The following is a 15,516-nucleotide window of genomic DNA, read 5'->3' as shown; positions in this document are numbered from 1 at the left end:
TCGGGCAGGAAGGCCAAACGGCCTGAACCTCACCTCCACCCCGAAAGGATCAAAGTGGACATGAAGAGGAAGCACCTGATCCGCCTCGGCGCCGGGGCCGGCGCCGTGCTCGGCGCCGCGGCGCTCGCCTGGGCCGGCACCGCCGCCAACGCCGAGGACAACTCCACCGACGGCGACTTCGACGCGCAGGTCATCGGCGGCCAGCCCGCCGAGGAGGGCCAGTACCCCTGGCTCGTCGGCCTCGGCTCCGCGGGCGAGGGCACCCCCTGGGAGCGCCAGTTCTGCGGCGGCTCGGTCATCTCCGAGACCGTCGTGCTCACCGCGGCGCACTGCGTCGAGGGCACCGAGGACGCCTCCGAGCTCGTCGTCTTCTCCGGCTCGGTGGACCTGGAGTCCGACGCGGTCGTCGAGACCGCCGTGTCCGACTTCCACATCGCCGCGGACTTCAACGACCCCATCGCGATGGCGAACGACTGGGCGCTGCTGCTCCTGTCCGAGCCCGTCGACGTCGAGCCGATCGCGCTCAGCGCCGAGCCCGAGGAGTTCGCGACCCTGGAGACCGCGGGCTGGGGCAACACCGGCGAGGAGTACCCGGTCGTCGCCGAATGGGTCGAGGTGCCCTTCGTGTCCGACGCCGACTGCGAGGCGGCCTACCCGGACGAGGTCGACGCGGCCTCCATGCTGTGCGCGGGCGACCTCGCCAACGGCGGGGTGGACTCCTGCCAGGGCGACTCGGGCGGCCCGATCATGACCCCCGCCGGTGACGAGCAGATCCTCGTCGGCATCGTGAGCTGGGGCTACGGCTGCGCCGAGGCCGGCAACCCCGGCGTCTACGGCGAAGTCGCCGACTTCGACGAGGACATCGCCGCCGTCCTCGACGAGTGGGGCGTGCTCGCGTAACGACTGACCGACCCGAAGGCCGGGAGGGCGCGCCCTCCCGGCCTTCCGCGTCCCCGATGCGGTCCGGAATGGACCGTTCGCGGGCGTCCGTCCCTATTGCAGGATCTCGCAGGGAATTCACCGCTATTCACTGAAAAACAGCTTAGATGCGGATTACTCAGATATGAGCGATATTCCCGTATGCTGCTTGCGGCAGGTGAACGCCTGAATCCACCCCACCCGAAAGGATTTCTCGCGTGAAGCACAACCGAAAGACCCTCGTCAGGATCGGCGCGGTCGTGGCCGCCGGGCTCGGGGCCGCCGCCCTCGCGATCGGCACCACCGGCGCCAACGCCGAAGAAGCGGCCCCCGAAGGCGACTTCGAGGCGCAGATCATCGGCGGCCAGCCCGCCGCCGACGGCCAGTTCCCCTGGACCGTCGCCCTCGCCGACGCGAACGACCCGTCGTTCAACTTCTGCGGCGGCCAGCTCATCGCCGAGGACGTCGTCCTCACCGCCGCACACTGCACCGAGGGCTCGGCCGCCTCGGACATCGTGGTCCGCCACGGCGACACCGACGTCACCCAGACCGACGTCTACGACGTGTCCGAGATCGTCGTCGCCGACGGCTTCGACGGCTCGACCATGGTCAACGACTGGTCGCTCGTCAAGCTCGCCGAGCCGATCAGCGGCGCCGAGACCCTCCCGCTCGCCGAGGAGGACACCAAGGACTGGGGCACCCTCACCGTGATCGGCTGGGGCACCACCGAGTCCGGCTCGATGTCGCAGGACCTCCTGTACGTCGACGTCCCCTACATCAGCGACGACGACTGCACCGGCGCCTACGGCACCGAGTTCGACGCCGCCACGATGATCTGCGCGGGCGACCTGGAGAACGGCGGGGTCGACTCGTGCCAGGGCGACTCCGGCGGCCCGCTCGTCTCCGAGGACGGCGTCCTCGTCGGCATCGTGAGCTGGGGCTACGGCTGCGCCGAGGCGGGCAACCCCGGCGTCTACGCCAACGTCGGCCTCCTCTACGACGACATCACCGCCGCCCTCGCCACCCTGTAGCGGCGCACCTCCTCCGGGGCACCGGGAACCCCTCCGCGGGGTTTTGTATACTCGGTGCGGCTCCGTTCAGGCGGAGTTCGCGGGTGTAGTTCATTGGTAGAATGCGACCTTCCCAAGGTTGAGAGGCGAGTTCGATTCTCGTCACCCGCTCCGCGAGGATTTCACGGCCGTCCGGTTCCACCGGGCGGCCGTTTCCGTGTGCTCAGCGGTGCGCCCTTCCGAGACTTTCCGGCGCGTGTTCGATTTCGTTCGATTGACCTGTTCCGGTCCCCCGAAACCACCACTGGCCCGCCTCACCGCGCCTGCGAAGTGGGATGTTATCGATACCCAAGGCCATCGACCATGACGAATAGAGACCCCCTTCACTTTCCATGAGGTCGCAGGTACCATGATCGCATCGAAAGTTTCCGATACTTCTCCTGAAACTTTCGGACGCACGTACCCTCATCCCTCGAAAGGAACGCGCCCGATGCGAAATCCCCTTCTCCGGCCCCGTGCGCTCGTCGCGGCCGGTGCGGCCGCCGCGCTCGCGCTGACCGCCGCCGCGTGCGGCGACAGCGGCGAGAGCGACGCCGACATCACCTGGTGGCACATCCAGAACCAGGACCCGCTCATGTCCACCTGGCAGGAGTTCGCCGACGACTTCGGGTCGGAGAACGACGTCACGTTCGACGTGCAGCCCATCGAGAACCAGGCGTTCAAGGACCGCATGGGCACCGCCTCCCAGTCCGGCGACGTGCCCGACGTCTTCCACACCTGGGGCGGCGGCGTCCTCGCCGAGCAGGTCGAGGCCGGGCTCGTGCAGGACCTCACCGGCAAGCTCGACTGCATCGACCAGATCAACCCGATCGCCCTGGAGCCCTACACGATCGACGGCAAGCTCTACGGCATGCCGTTCGACGCCGGGGTCGTCGGCTTCTGGTACAACATGGACCTCTTCGCCGACGCCGGCATCGACGCGCCCCCCGCCACCTGGGACGAGTTCCTCACCGACGTCCAGCTCCTCAAGGACGCCGGGATCGCCCCGATCGCCCTCGCGGGCGCCGACCAGTGGCCCGGCCACTACTACTGGACCTACCTCGTGATGCGCACCGTCGGCCTCGACGGGCTCGAAGCCGCGGCCGAGGCCGGGGACTTCTCCGGCGACGGCTTCGTCCAGGCCGGGCAGATGGTCGCCGACCTCGCCGCCATGGAGCCGTTCCAGCCCGGGTTCGAGTCCGCGACCTACGGCGAGGCCGACGGCCAGTCCGCGGTCATGGGCGAAGGGCTCGCCGCCATGGAGCTCATGGGCCAGTGGGCCCCGCAGGCCCAGCGCGACAACTCCGGCACCGACGGGCCCGCGAACCTCGGGTTCTTCCCGTTCCCCACGGTCGAGGGCGGCACCGGCACCACCACCGAGTGGCTCGGCGGCGGCAACGGCTACGCGGTCGCCGCGGACGCGCCCGACGAGGCCGTCGACTTCCTGTGCTACCTCATGGAGCCCGAGAACTACGCCCGCGCGATCACCGAGGGCAACCTCACCCCGGTCGCCGTCGACACCGCGGCCGTCGCGCCGGACCTGAACGCCGACAGCCAGAAGGTCGTCGACGCGCTCGCCACCGCCACCGGCACGCAGCTCTACCTCGACCAGGCGTACCCGCCGGCCATCGGCGGCGTCATCAACGAGGCCACCGAAGGGCTCATCCTGGGCCAGCTGACCCCCGAGGACTTCGTGTCGATGGTCAACGAGGCGTGGGCGGCCGAGGAGTGACGACCACGGAGTCCCCCCGGGTCTCCCCGGGGCGCCCGGCCCGCCGCGGGGGCGACCGCCCCCGCAAGCGGGCCGGGCGCCCCGGCGCGGGGACCCTCGCGTCGTTCATCGCGCCCGGCCTGGTCCTGTTCCTGCTGTTCGTGATCCTGCCGGTGCTGTTCGCCGCGTACGTCGCGTTCTTCCGCTGGAACGGGCTCGGCGGCGTCCCCACCGACTTCGTGGGCCTGGAGAACTTCCGGGCCCTCGTCCAGGACGAGGTGTTCCTCGGCGACCTGTGGCGCCTGGGCCTCATCGTGGTCCTGTCGCTGATCGTGCAGCTGCCGATCTCCTTCGGCCTGGCGATGCTCCTGCACCAGCGGTTCCCCGGGCGCACCGCGTTCCGGCTCCTGTTCTTCGTGCCCTACGTGCTCACCGAGGCCGTCACCGCGGTCCTGTTCCGGCTCGTGTTCTCGCCGCGGCGCGGCTTCGCCGACTCGCTCCTGGCGAACATCGGCGTGGACTCGCAGGTCGGGTGGCTCTCCGACCGCGACATCGTCATGTTCGTGATCTTCGGGATCCTCACCTGGAAGTTCTTCGGGTTCCACATGATCCTGTTCCTCGCCGGGCGCCAGAACATCCCCGACGAGCTGTACGAGGCCGCCGCCATCGACGGCGCCACCGGCGCCCAGGCGTTCCGCTCGATCACCCTGCCGCTCATGGGCCCCACGGTCCGCATGATCGTGTTCCTGTCCGTCATCGGCAGCGTGCAGCTGTTCGACCTGGTGTACGTGCTCACCGGCGGCGGGCCGTTCCACGCCTCCGAGACCCTCGCGATCACCATGTACGAGCAGGGCTTCCAGCGCAACCAGGTCGGGTACGCGTCGGCGCTGTCGATCGCAATGTTCCTCATCAGCCTCGTGTTCGCACTGTTCTACCAGCGCTTCGTCCTCAACCGCGACCTCCAGGGGTCGATCACCACCGCCGGGAACCGCTCATGAAGGTCACCACGCGCCGCGCGCGCCTGCTGCGGCACACCGGGTTCTACATCGCGGCGTTCGCCACCACCGCGTTCGTGGCGACGCCGATCCTGTTCGCGCTCCTCGGCGGCTTCAAGGACAACCAGCAGCTGCGCGAGAACGCCCTGGGCCTGCCGAGCCCGTGGAACACCGGGAACTACACCGACGTGCTCGCCTCGGGCGCGTTCTGGCAGCAGGTCTTCTCCTCGGTGTTCATCGCGCTCGTCACCACGTTCATCGTCGTCGCGTGCTCGGCGATGGTCGCGTTCGTGTTCGCGCGCTTCGCGTTCCGCGGCAGGGAGGGCCTGTTCACGCTGTTCGCGGCGGGCATGATGTTCCCGTTCGCGGTGGCGGTGCTGCCGCTGTTCATCATCCTGCGCAGCTTCGAGCTGCTCAACAGCCCGTTCGGGGTGATCCTCCCGCAGGCCGCGTTCGGCCTGCCGCTGACGATCATCATCCTGCGCACGTTCTTCCGGTCGATCCCCGCCGAGGTCGAGGAGGCCGCGACGATCGACGGGGCCGGGCCGTGGCTGTTCTTCTCGCGCATCCTCCTGCCGATGGCGCGGCCGGTGCTCGCGACGGTGTCGGTGCTCGCGCTCGTGGGGTCGTGGAACTCGTTCCTGCTGCCGCTAGTGGTGCTCCAGAAGTCGACGTGGTGGACGCTCCCGCTGGGCGTCACCCAGTTCAGCGGCCAGTACGCGTCCGACACGGCGAAGGTCCTCGCGTTCGTCATGCTCGCGATGCTCCCGGCGCTCGTGTTCTACGGGTTCGCCGAACGGCACCTCATCAGCGGTCTGACCACGGGCGGCACGAAGGGTTGAGACGCCCGCCCGCGATGGGGCCCGGGACTGTGCTCATTCATGGCACGCAAGCATTGCCATGACTTGGAACGCCCGGGCCCTTTTTCGTGCGCAGTGCTCGGGAACCGGGACGCGCCCGGAGGCGTCCCACCGGCATGAAAGCGAAACTCCTCACCGCACTCGCCGGAGCGGCCGCCCTCGCCGCCGCCGGGTGCACCTCCCCAAAGGGCGAGGTCGACCTCGACGTCGACGCCGTCCCGTGGGTGCCCGCCTCCGCGCAGCTCGCCTCCTACGGCGGCTGCGACGAGGCCCTGGAAGGCATCCAGAACGCGGCCGTCGCGATGATGGCCCAGTGGCAGGCCGGCGAGTACTTCGCGAGCGGCTTCGCCGAGGACGGCGTGGCCCGCGAAGAGGGCGACCTGTCCGCCGCGGGCGACAGCGCCGAGGCGCCGACCGCCGCGGCCTCGGACTCCCACTCGCAGACCAACAACGCGGTCGCCGGGGTCGACGAGCCGGACATCGTCAAGACCGACGGCACGTTCGTGTACAGCGTCCTCCAGGGCGAGCTGCGCGCCGTGGACACCCGCTCCGGCGAGGTCGTCGGCGAGCACCGCTACGACGACATGTCGTGGGACCACCAGTTGTTCCTGGGCGACGACGAGCTGCTCGTCATGTACACGCAGGACCGTCAGGACGACGAGGCGTACTACAGCGAGTTCACGATCGACCGGCTCGACCCGGCGACCCTGGAGGTCCTCGACACCTTCTCCATGGAAGGGTCCATGGTGGACGCCCGCATGGTCGACGGGGAGGTGCGCCTCGCGGTGTCCTCGCAGCCGAGCATCGCACCGGTGCAGGACGTCCTGTACGACGCCGACGCGGACCTGGAGGACCTCAAGGCGGCCGTGGCGGCCACGGCCCTGGAGGACTGGGTGCCGGGCTTCACCGTCAACGGCGAGGACGGCGAGGTCGACTGCCGCGACATCGCCCACCCCGACCGGTTCTCGGGCTCCGCGGTGACCGTGTTCGGGCTCAGCGCCGACGGCGGCTGGGAGGGCGTCGAGCCGCACACGGTGATGGCCGACGGCGACACCGTCTACGGCACCACCGAGAGCCTCTACCTCGCGCACTACGACTACGGCTGGGGCGCTGCGGAAGACGACGAGGAACCGCAGTCCGAGACCGAGCTGTACCGGTTCCACTTCGAGGGCGGCGAGCCGCGCCTCGCGGGCGAGGCCACCGTGGCCGGGTCGCTGCTCAACCAGTACTCGCTGAGCGAGTACGACGGGCACCTGCGGGTCGCGACCACCGAGAACGACGCGGTGTGGGGCTGGTGGGGCGGGTGCGGCCCGGCCGCCGACTGCGCGTGGGACGGCGCCGGGATCGCCCCCGGCGAGGTCGCCCCGTCCGAGCCCGAGCCGTCGAAGTCCACGGTGACGGTGTTCGCCGTCGGGGACGAGGCGCTCACCGAGACCGGCTCGGTCACCGACCTCGGCGTCACCGAGCAGATCTACGCGGTCCGCTTCATCGCCGACACCGCGTACATCGTGACGTTCCGCCAGACTGACCCGTTGTACACAGTGGACCTTTCTGACCCCGCGAACCCGGTCGTCACGGGCGAATTGAAGATCACCGGCTACTCCGGGTACCTCCACCCCGTGGGCGCCGACCGGCTCCTTGGCGTGGGCCAGGAGGCCACCGAGGACGGCGTCACCACCGGCCTCCAGGTGAGCCTGTTCGACACGGCCGCACCGGAGGCGGCGGTGCTCGACCAGTACTTCCGCGAGAACTCCGACTCCGCCGTCCAGTGGGACCCGCACGCGTTCCTCTACTGGGACGACGCCGGGATCGCCGTCCTCCCGGTCACCGACTGGGGCCGGGACTACGCCAACTACCGCACCGGCGCCCTCGTCCTCGCGGTCGGCACCGACACCGTGGAGCAGGCCGCCTGGATCGAGCAGGAGGTGGACGACCCCTACAGCGAGGGCATCGTCCGCACCCTCGTCATCGGCGACCAGCTCTGGACGCTCTCCGCAGCGGGCTTGCAGTCCAACGAACTCGGCGGCGGCTACGCCCAGACCGCCTGGATCGGGTTCTAGAGGACCGGGGGGAATGAAAGAGGGCCCGCGCCGCCTTTCGGGTGGCGGCGCGGGCCCGTTCCTATTCGGCGGGTGTGATGCCGGTGAGCATGCGGACGGCGCCGAAGCCCCACATTTCGTCCCACATGCTGGCGTAGACGGCGCCGGACTCGGCGGTGGGCCAGCCGGTCCAGACGGCGTTACTGGCCTGTGACCAGGCGCCGTTGTACCAGACGGGGATCGCGGGGAGGTCGCGCAGCGCGAAGCGCTCCAGCTCGGCGATGATCTCCAGGTAGCGGGGGTCCTCGGTGGCGACGGTGGACAGCTCCTGGGTGAGCTCCCAGGCGTCCTCGTTCTCCCAGCGGGAGTAGTTGCCGGTGAGCTGCGCGTCGGCGACGGGCAGCTGGAACAGGTACCGGAAGTGGCTCCACGGCGAGTTGGTGAGGCGGCTGTCGTTGTTGACGATGAGGTCGAAGTCGCCGCTCGCGCGGGCGGCGTCGACGTCGGCGGCGTCCACCGACTCGGCGCTCACGTCGATCCCGGCGTCCACGAGGTCGGAGGCGATGGAGCGGGCGGCGTCCTCCCAGTCGGTCCAGCCGGTGGGGACGATGAGCCGCAGGGAGAACGGCTCGCCGTCGCGGTCCTCCACGAACCCGTCGCCGTCCGCGTCCGCGTACCCGGCGGCGGCGAGGATGGCGACGGCCTGGGACGGCTCGAAGACGAACCCGTCCTCTTCGAGCGCGTTCGGGTCGTAGTAGCGCTCCCAGACCGGGAGGAGGCCGGTCGGGTGGGCCTCGGTGACCATGCCGCCGTAGACGGCGTCCACGATCTGCCCGGGGCTGATCGCGTAGGCGACGGCGCGGCGGAGCTCCGGGTCGTCGAGGGGCGCGCGGGTGGTGTTGGGGATGAGCATCGCCGTGTTCGCGGGGGCCATGAACGGCGGCCGGTCGTAGTAGGTGGTGAGCGCGGGGTCGCCGGAGAGGAAGTCGGCGACGCCGGGCATGAAGTTGTTCGCCAGGTCGAGGCGGCCTTCGATGAGCATGTTGAGGATGTCGGCGTTGGAGGGCGTCACGAGGTCCACGATGAACCGGGGCCGCACGTCGAGGCCGAGCGCCTCGGTGGCCCACCAGCCGTCGCGCTTGACCCAGGCGATGCGCTGCTCGTCGAAGGAGTGGACGCGGTAGGGCCCGGTGACGACGGGGTCGGGGCCGAGCGTGCCGGTGAGGACGTCCTCGGGGGCGAGGGCCTCGAAGACGTGCTTGGGCACGATCTCGTTGGTGTACAGGAAGTTGTCCCATTCCTGATGGCGCGCTTCGGTGAAGCGGAACCGGAGGGTGAGGTCGTCCACGACCTCGACCGATTCGAGCCACTCCCAGACCCCGGCGAAGGGCACGCCCTCGGTCTTCCCGAGCTCGAACGTGTAGGCGACGTCGTCGGCGGTGAGGGGTTTCCCGTCGCTCCAGTCGATCCCGGCGCGGACCTTGAGCTCGAACTCGCGTTCGCCGGTCCAGGTCCCGGACTCGGCGAGCCAGGGGGTGAGGGCCTGCTCCTCGACGTCGTAGAGGAAGAGGTACTCGTAGCCGAGCCCGTTGAGGCCGGTGACGCCGCCCGCGGTGACCGGGTTGAAGTCGCCGGGCGGCCCCCAGGCCGTGCCGGTCGTGTACAGGGTCTCGCCGCGGGGGAAGTCGTCGATCGCGAGGCGGTCGGCGTCGCCTTCGGCGGCTGGCTCGTCGTCGCTGCACGCGGCGGTCGCCAGTACCGCGGTGGCGGCGAGCGCGGGGAGGTGTCTCCTCTTGGTCATGTCGGTTCTGCTTTCCGTCGAGGGATGACCGGGCGCCGGGTGCGCGAGGCCGAGGTGGGGGGAGCCTCGCGGTGGGAGAACGTTAGCGCAGAATGGAAGCGCTGTCAGTCCGACTGTTTCGCGGAATCGCCGGAATTGCACGGATAAATACATCGATTGCGCAACCGTCTTCGCAAACGCTCCCATGGAATTGCGGATTTCGGTGCGGAATCGATACCGATGAAACTCGTAACACGCGCCGGAGGGCCCGCGCCGGGGTGCGGCGCGGGCCCGTTCCTGTTTCCTTCAGGCTCTTCGGTTCGCTCAGCGGCCGAGGTTGCGGAAGCGGCGCACCCCCAGCGGGAGGAACACGGCGGTGATGAGGAGCGGCCAGATGATCGCCGCGAGCAGCGCGTGCTGCTCGGGCCAGGAGGTCCCGGCGGCGACGGGGTTGCCGAACAGCTCGCGGATGGCGGTCGCGGTGGCGGACACGGGGTTCCACGCGGCGACGGCGCCGAGCCAGCCGGGCATGAGCTCGGGCGGGGTGAACACGGAGGAGACCATGCCGAAGGGGAACGCGAGGGCGAAGAGCGTCCCGGCCTGCTCGACGCTCTTGACGAGGAGGCCGAGCCAGACGCCGATCCAGATGAGCGCGAAGCGGAGCCACAGCAGGAGGAGGAACGCGCCGAGCGTCTCGACCATGGTCCCGCCGGAGCGCCAGCCGATGGCGAGGGCGATGAGGCTGAGCACCAGGAGATCGACGGCGGCCTGGACGGTGTCGGCGATGTTGCGGCCGACGACGACCGCGGAGGAGGCCATGGGCATGGACCTGACGCGGTCGACGAAGCCCTTCTCCTTGGCGTAGGCGATGGCGGTGGCGGTGTTCATGAACCCGAAGGCCATGGTCATGGCGAACATGCCGGGCATGGCGTAGGCGACGTAGTCGACGCCGGCGCCCTGGCCGGTGACGTCCATGGCGGAGCCGAAGACGTACACGAACAGCAGGACCATGACGATCGGGAAGCCCAGGGCCCACGCGAAGTTCGCGGGCTGGCGCAGGACGTGGGTGAACTCCTGGCCGACGATCGCGCGGTAGTCGTGGAGGGTCCACTTGATGCGCCCGGCGAAGGTCTCGTCGGGGAGCGGGGAGAGGGTGGTCATCGCTGGGGCTCCTTGTCGCCGATGAGGTCGAGGAAGGCTTCGTCCAATGTGGGGCGGCGCAGGCCGATGTCGGCGACGACGAGCCCGGCGTCCTGCACGGCGGTGGCGGCGGCGGTGAGGGCCGCGACGGGTTCCTTGACGGCGGCCGAGACGGAGGCGGCGCCGACGGCGACGTCCCCGTCGGCGACCTTCGCCGCGATCGCCTGCAGCGCGGGGAGGTCGGCGGGGTCGGCCGCGACGATCTCCAGCCGGTCGGCGCCCATGCGGCGCTTGAGCCCGGCGGGGGTGTCGTCGACGAGGTTGCGGCCGTGGTCGATGACGGCGATGCGGTCGCAGAGCCGGTCGGCCTCGTCGAGGTAGTGGGTGGTGAGGACGACGGTGGTGCCGTCGGCGGCGAGCCCGGAGACGGCGTCCCAGACCTCGCGGCGCCCGGCGGGGTCGAGCCCGGTGGTGGGTTCGTCGAGGAAGAGGACCTGCGGGGCGAGGATCATGCTGGCGGCGAGGTCGAGGCGGCGCTTCATGCCGCCGGAGAAGGTCTTGGCCTGGCGGTCGGCGGCCTCGGCGAGTCCGAACTGGTCGAGCAGCTGCACGGCGCGCTCCCCCGCCCGGGTCTTGTTGAGCCGGAACAGCTTCCCGAAGAGGACGAGGTTCTGGCGGGCGGTGAGGAGGTCGTCGACGGCGGTCTGCTGGCCGGTGAGGCCGATGCGGCGGCGCACCTGGCGGGCGTCCTTGGCGACGTCGAACCCGGCGACCGCGGCGCGCCCGGCGTCGAGGCGCAGCAGCGTGGTGAGGATGCGGACGGTGGTGGTCTTCCCGGCGCCGTTGGGGCCGAGGAGCCCGAGGACGGTGCCGGACTCGGCGGCGAGGTCGAAGCCGTCGAGGGCGGCGGTGTCCTTGAATCGCTTGCCGAGGCCGGCGGCCTCGACTGTCGTGGTGGTCATTGCCTGGTCTCCCTGAATCGGGTACGGTGTACCCAGTAATAGCATACGACGTACCCGGTTTGCAAGCGCGATATCATGAGGCCCCTATGGCGACACCACAGACGGGGGCGGGCGACCCCACACGAAGCCTGGAGCTGCTCTGGCGCGACTTCAGTCCGGCGCCGAGCCGGCCGGGGCCGAAGCCGCGGCTCACCGTGGACCGGATCGTGGAGGCCGCGATCGCGGTGGCCGACCGGGAGGGCTCGTGCTTCGGGATGCGCTCGGTCTCGGCCGAGCTGGGCGTGGGCGCCATGACGATCTACCGGTACGTCCCGGGCAAGAGCGAGCTCATCGACCTGATGGTGGACCGGGTGGTGCGCAACGACGAGGACGAGTCGCTGCTGGAGGGCCTGGAGTGGCGGGCCCGCCTGGAGCTGCTCGCGGAGGGCACGTGGGAGGTGTACGACGCGCACCCGTGGCTGCTGGAGATCAACCAGCGCCGCCCCGTGTTCGGCCCGGACTCCATGGCGGGCTACGACTTCGCGATCAGCGCGTTCGAGGGCCACGACCTGCCCGACCGTGAGGTCAACCTCGTCATCACGGGCATCATGAACCTGGTGACGGGCACGGCCCGGCAGTATCTCATGCGCGACGGCGCCGAGGAGGTGCCGGTCGCGGACGAGCGCGAGTGGTGGGCGAAGCAGGAGCCGTACCTCAAGCGCGCCTTCGAGTCCGGCATGTACCGGCACATCCAGCGGTTCGCGGACGAGTCCGCGTGGGACGTCACCGCCCACCAGGCGATGCGGTACGCCCTGGAGCGGTTCCTCGACGGCATGGCGCCCCGCATGGAGGCGGCCCGCCGCGAGGCGTGACCTACGCGCCTACGACCACCGGAAGTACCAGGCTTTCGACCTGATCATGTGCTCGGCGAGGTCCTCCAGGGTGGGGACGCCGGAGTCGAGGAGGTCGGGGCAGTACGCGTACGCCTCGGAGGCGACGGCGATGGCCTCCTCGGGCGCGGGCGGTCGCGGCACGTACAGCTCGACCACGTCGTAGGTCATGGCGACGAGCTCGGCCTCGAAGCGGCGGTTCCAGCTGCGCAGGACCGCGGCGTGCTCGGCGCCGTACAGCTCCCAGTTCGTGGAGCCCTTCCACGGGAACATCGCGGGGATCTTCCAGCCCGCGTCGGTGGCGACGAGGCCGAGGAGCCCCTCGTGCTGCGGGGTGGCGAAGTCGGTGTCGCCGCGACGGGGCAGGATCGGGACGCCGCGGGCGGGCTCCCCGGCCTCGGCGCCCTTCTCGTGGAGCAGTTCGGCGGCGTCGATCTCGTCGGCGCGGGCGAGCTCGTCGTCCCCTTCGTGGACGATGGCCTCGCCGTTGTCGCGCCATTCGGCGGGGGCGCCGAGGAGCACGGGCATCCACCCGGTCTGCTCGGCGGCCTGGCGGATGTCGAGCCACCAGCGCAGGGCCTCGGAGGCGCGGACCCCGAACGCCCACATGGCGGTGTCGCCGCGGCGCACCAGCTGGTGCATCTTGGGGACGGCGAGTCCGGCGGCGCGCAGGTCGGCGCGCGGGGACCCGGCGATGTCGAGGTCCTCGGAGTCGATGCGGGGCATCATCTCGTCGCGGCCGGTGCCCGGCTGCTTCGGCGGCTCGGGCTTGTCCAGTGTGAGCAGTTCGCGGCGGGGCCGTTCGGGCACGAAGATCTCATCGGTGGATTCGGGCTGCGCGGGCGCTGCGGACGGCCCGTCGTCAGCGCTGGCGGGCAGGGGGTCGGGTGCGAGGTCGGGCACGAGCCGGAGTCCGGTCGCGGGCGCTGCGGTGGTGATGCTGTCCTCCTCCAGGTCGGCCGGGGAGGGGTCCGGGCCGGTCTCGGGGGCGGCATCGCCGAGCGCGCCGGAGGACGCGCCGGGCTCGTTCACACTGCCGGGCGCGCTGCCGGGCTCGGAGGCAGGTTCGGGTTGGGCGGCGGGATCTGGCACTGAATCAGGTGTGTCCCGGCGCCCCAACAGACGCTGGAGGAGTCCCACAATGAACCATGATGCCCTGTCTCGGCCGGAAGCGCCACGCCCACCCCCGAAGAGGGGCAGGCGAATCGGCCGAGGGGGGCTCGCGTCAGCGGTCCCTGCCCTTCTTGAACAGCAGACCGAAGAAGAACGCGCAGGTCAGGATCACGACCATGATCGCGAGGAGTTTGAACATGATGGCCATGGCGGTCACTTCACCTTGGTGAGGTCGGGGCGTTTGGGCGTGACGGCGTCCCCAGAGGACTTGCCGGTGAGGCGGCGCTTGACCCAGGGGGCCAGGTGCCTGCCGGCCCACTGGACGCCGTTCATCTCGCGGCGGGGCCGCGGGAGGTCGGGGAGCGGGTCGAGCCATGCCGGGTCGGGCGCGACGCCGAGGGCCAGGCACACGTCGTAGGCGACGCGCGTGTGGCCGAGGGTGTTCATGTGGAGGCGGTCGACGGCCCACAGGCGCGGGTCGTCGAAGGCGCGGTCCTCCCACAGGTCGACGAGGATCGCGTCGTGCCGCTTCGCGACCTTCCGGTACGCCTCGTTCATGTCGGTGAAGCGCTTGCGGAGCATGCGCATCCCGGGGATGTGGGGGGTGACGTCCGCGCAGGTGAAGAGCACGACCTGCGCGCCTGACGCCTTGAGGAGCCGGACCACCTCGTGCGCGCGGGTCGCGAGGGGCACGTGGTTGTAGCCGGGCCGGAGCGCGTCGTTGGCGCCGGCCGCGAACGACACGAGGTCGGGGCTCTGCCGGATCGCGGGGACGACCTGCTCGTCGACGATCCGGTCGAAGAGCCTGCCGCGGACGGCGAGGTTCGCATAGGCGAACCCGGGCCACTCCTCGGCGGCCCGTTCCGCGAAGAGATCGGCCCAGCCGCGGTCGCGTCCGCCCTCGGGGTCCGGATCGCCGACCCCTTCGGTGAAACTGTCGCCGATGGCCACGAAACTCGTATACGCCGCCGCCACTGCCCGCCACCTCCATGTTCGCCGTGCGCCGGGTCTCGCACCCCGCGCTGCTCTCGTGAGAACGCTGCCTTGTGGGCGCTGACCAGCATGCCTCACCTAGATAACGATCGTATTTCGATCAGGTGGCGAGGTCGGGCACAGCGGTCGATACGACGCAGGAGGATTCACGTCCGACCGGGTGGTCCCGTTCGGCCGCTTGGGGTCTCAGGCCCCGGTCGCGTACCACCCGGCGGCGCCGGGCTCGACCCACCAGGTGCGCTTGCGGGCGAGCTGCCCGGCCAGGCCGTCCTGGACGTAGGTGACGGTGTCGGCCGGGTGCACGGCCACGGCGCGGCCCCTCGCGCGCCGCACCTCGATGCGCAGGCGCTTCCTGAACCGCCCGGCCATGACCGGGACGGCCACCGCGACGTCGATCTTCCCGTCGGCGGGGTCGGGTTCGGCGAGGACCATGTCGTCGGCGGCCGCGTACCCGTCGGCGTTCGCGACCACGCACGCGAGGATCTGCTCGCTCCCGTCGGCGAGGACCACGTCGTCGAGGTTGACGACGCCCCGCCACGGCCGGTCGCCGCCGCCCAGGCGCACGCCGTCGACCGCGACGCCGCCGCCGTCGTGGCGCATCAGGTCGGTGCGCTTCACCGTCCCGGAGGCCACGGCCTCCGCGACCTCGGCGGGCTTCTCGGGCAGGCCCAGGCGCACCACGATCCCGGGGACCGTCCCGAGCGGCAGCACCGCGAGCGCGGGCAGGTCCGGTACCGTGCGGCCCTCGGGGAGGCCCTCGGGGCGCTTGCTGGGCGCGGGCATCGCGAGGCGGGTGAGGCGCGCGACGACGGCGTTGACCTGCTCGTCGGTGTCGGCGGCGAGCACGATCCGCTCGTCAGGGTCGGCCACCGCGGCGTCGACGTCCTCGGGCGTGCGCGCCTCCACGGCCCGCACGGCCGCACCGCGGGCCTTCAGCTCGTCGGCCAGGTGCAGCGCCTGGGTGCGCGGCCCGGGGTTGGAGCAGTCGGACTCCACGAGTGTCAACACGACGACGTTCACCGGACCGACTCTACGGTGTGACGGGGACCCGCTTCATAGTGCTTGGGCCTGCTGAGACCCCAGATAA

The 15,516-nt window shown here is 70.6% G+C and carries 13 protein-coding genes and 1 tRNA gene; 8 read left to right on the top strand and 6 right to left on the bottom strand.

Annotated elements, in window-relative coordinates:
• Positions 1-60: 60 nt before the first annotated feature.
• The 7 genes from AB0A65_RS11630 to AB0A65_RS11600 all read left to right on the top strand — a co-directional run bounded on the left by AB0A65_RS11630 (position 61) and on the right by AB0A65_RS11600 (position 7,593).
• Positions 61-900: a serine protease gene (locus AB0A65_RS11630; RefSeq protein ID WP_359950188.1), complete on the top strand. Its 840-nt coding sequence runs from the start codon at positions 61-63 to the stop codon at positions 898-900.
• A gap of 236 nt (positions 901-1,136) precedes the next feature.
• A complete protein-coding gene (locus AB0A65_RS11625) occupies positions 1,137-1,949 on the top strand; it encodes a serine protease (protein WP_359950185.1) in 813 nt (270 codons plus the stop codon).
• Between the two features lie 79 nt (positions 1,950-2,028).
• Positions 2,029-2,099, top strand: a tRNA-Gly gene (locus tag AB0A65_RS11620).
• A gap of 319 nt (positions 2,100-2,418) precedes the next feature.
• The gene (locus AB0A65_RS11615; RefSeq protein WP_359950182.1) at positions 2,419-3,699 is read left to right on the top strand and encodes an extracellular solute-binding protein; all 1,281 of its coding nucleotides are present in this window, start codon (positions 2,419-2,421) and stop codon (positions 3,697-3,699) included.
• 107 nt (positions 3,700-3,806) lie between these two features.
• On the top strand, positions 3,807-4,676 hold the full coding sequence (locus AB0A65_RS11610; protein ID WP_359950820.1) for a sugar ABC transporter permease: 870 nt from the start codon (positions 3,807-3,809) through the stop codon (positions 4,674-4,676).
• The gene (locus AB0A65_RS11605) at positions 4,673-5,515 is read left to right on the top strand and encodes a carbohydrate ABC transporter permease (protein WP_359950179.1); all 843 of its coding nucleotides are present in this window, start codon (positions 4,673-4,675) and stop codon (positions 5,513-5,515) included. The genes AB0A65_RS11610 and AB0A65_RS11605 overlap by 4 nt, the downstream gene beginning before the upstream one ends.
• 134 nt (positions 5,516-5,649) lie before the next feature.
• Entirely contained in the window at positions 5,650-7,593 is a 1,944-nt protein-coding gene (locus tag AB0A65_RS11600; RefSeq protein WP_359950176.1) for a beta-propeller domain-containing protein, read from the top strand.
• Positions 7,594-7,654: 61 nt separating this feature from the next.
• Here AB0A65_RS11600 and AB0A65_RS11595 read toward each other — a convergent pair whose 3' ends face one another.
• The 3 genes from AB0A65_RS11595 to AB0A65_RS11585 form a co-directional block, all read right to left on the bottom strand.
• Positions 7,655-9,373 carry an ABC transporter substrate-binding protein gene (locus tag AB0A65_RS11595; protein ID WP_359950173.1) on the bottom strand — a complete coding sequence of 573 codons (1,719 nt, stop codon included), beginning with the start codon at positions 9,371-9,373 and terminating at the stop codon, positions 7,655-7,657.
• 303 nt (positions 9,374-9,676) lie between these two features.
• A complete protein-coding gene (locus tag AB0A65_RS11590; RefSeq protein ID WP_359950170.1) occupies positions 9,677-10,513 on the bottom strand; it encodes an ABC transporter permease in 837 nt (278 codons plus the stop codon).
• A complete protein-coding gene (locus AB0A65_RS11585) occupies positions 10,510-11,454 on the bottom strand; it encodes an ATP-binding cassette domain-containing protein (RefSeq protein WP_359950167.1) in 945 nt (314 codons plus the stop codon). The genes AB0A65_RS11590 and AB0A65_RS11585 overlap by 4 nt, the downstream gene beginning before the upstream one ends.
• An 86-nt stretch (positions 11,455-11,540) precedes the next feature.
• Between AB0A65_RS11585 and AB0A65_RS11580 the strand changes: the two genes are divergently transcribed.
• Complete coding sequence (locus AB0A65_RS11580; protein ID WP_359950164.1) at positions 11,541-12,305, top strand: TetR/AcrR family transcriptional regulator C-terminal domain-containing protein; 765 nt, start codon at positions 11,541-11,543, stop codon at positions 12,303-12,305.
• 9 nt (positions 12,306-12,314) lie between these two features.
• On the opposite strand, the gene AB0A65_RS11575 is transcribed toward AB0A65_RS11580, so the two are convergent.
• The 3 genes from AB0A65_RS11575 to AB0A65_RS11565 form a co-directional block, all read right to left on the bottom strand.
• Positions 12,315-13,415 (bottom strand): DUF4253 domain-containing protein, encoded by a 1,101-nt coding sequence (locus tag AB0A65_RS11575; RefSeq protein WP_359950162.1) that lies wholly within the window; start codon positions 13,413-13,415, stop codon positions 12,315-12,317.
• Between the two features lie 234 nt (positions 13,416-13,649).
• Positions 13,650-14,387, bottom strand: a complete 738-nt coding sequence (locus AB0A65_RS11570; RefSeq protein ID WP_359950159.1) for an SGNH/GDSL hydrolase family protein — start codon at positions 14,385-14,387, stop codon at positions 13,650-13,652.
• Between the two features lie 228 nt (positions 14,388-14,615).
• Positions 14,616-15,449 carry a diacylglycerol kinase family protein gene (locus AB0A65_RS11565; protein WP_359950155.1) on the bottom strand — a complete coding sequence of 278 codons (834 nt, stop codon included), beginning with the start codon at positions 15,447-15,449 and terminating at the stop codon, positions 14,616-14,618.
• Between the last annotated feature and the right edge of the window lie 67 nt (positions 15,450-15,516).

It is taken from the genome of Glycomyces sp. NPDC047010 (genome assembly GCF_040644205.1).
GTDB lineage: Bacteria > Actinomycetota > Actinomycetes > Mycobacteriales > Micromonosporaceae > Glycomyces.
This window is presented reverse-complemented; position numbering and strand designations above follow the sequence as displayed.

What these genes read in the sequence shown, in the direction of transcription:
- AB0A65_RS11630 (WP_359950188.1), top strand. Translation starts at nt 61, where the DNA reads ATGAAGAGGAAGCACCTGATCCGCCTCGGCGCCGGGGCCGGCGCCGTG.
- AB0A65_RS11600 (WP_359950176.1), top strand. Translation starts at nt 5,650, where the DNA reads ATGAAAGCGAAACTCCTCACCGCACTCGCCGGAGCGGCCGCCCTCGCC.
- AB0A65_RS11595 (WP_359950173.1), bottom strand. Translation starts at nt 9,373, where the DNA reads ATGACCAAGAGGAGACACCTCCCCGCGCTCGCCGCCACCGCGGTACTG.
- AB0A65_RS11605 (WP_359950179.1), top strand. Translation starts at nt 4,673, where the DNA reads ATGAAGGTCACCACGCGCCGCGCGCGCCTGCTGCGGCACACCGGGTTC.
- AB0A65_RS11590 (WP_359950170.1), bottom strand. Translation starts at nt 10,513, where the DNA reads ATGACCACCCTCTCCCCGCTCCCCGACGAGACCTTCGCCGGGCGCATC.
- AB0A65_RS11585 (WP_359950167.1), bottom strand. Translation starts at nt 11,454, where the DNA reads ATGACCACCACGACAGTCGAGGCCGCCGGCCTCGGCAAGCGATTCAAG.
- AB0A65_RS11615 (WP_359950182.1), top strand. Translation starts at nt 2,419, where the DNA reads ATGCGAAATCCCCTTCTCCGGCCCCGTGCGCTCGTCGCGGCCGGTGCG.
- AB0A65_RS11580 (WP_359950164.1), top strand. Translation starts at nt 11,541, where the DNA reads ATGGCGACACCACAGACGGGGGCGGGCGACCCCACACGAAGCCTGGAG.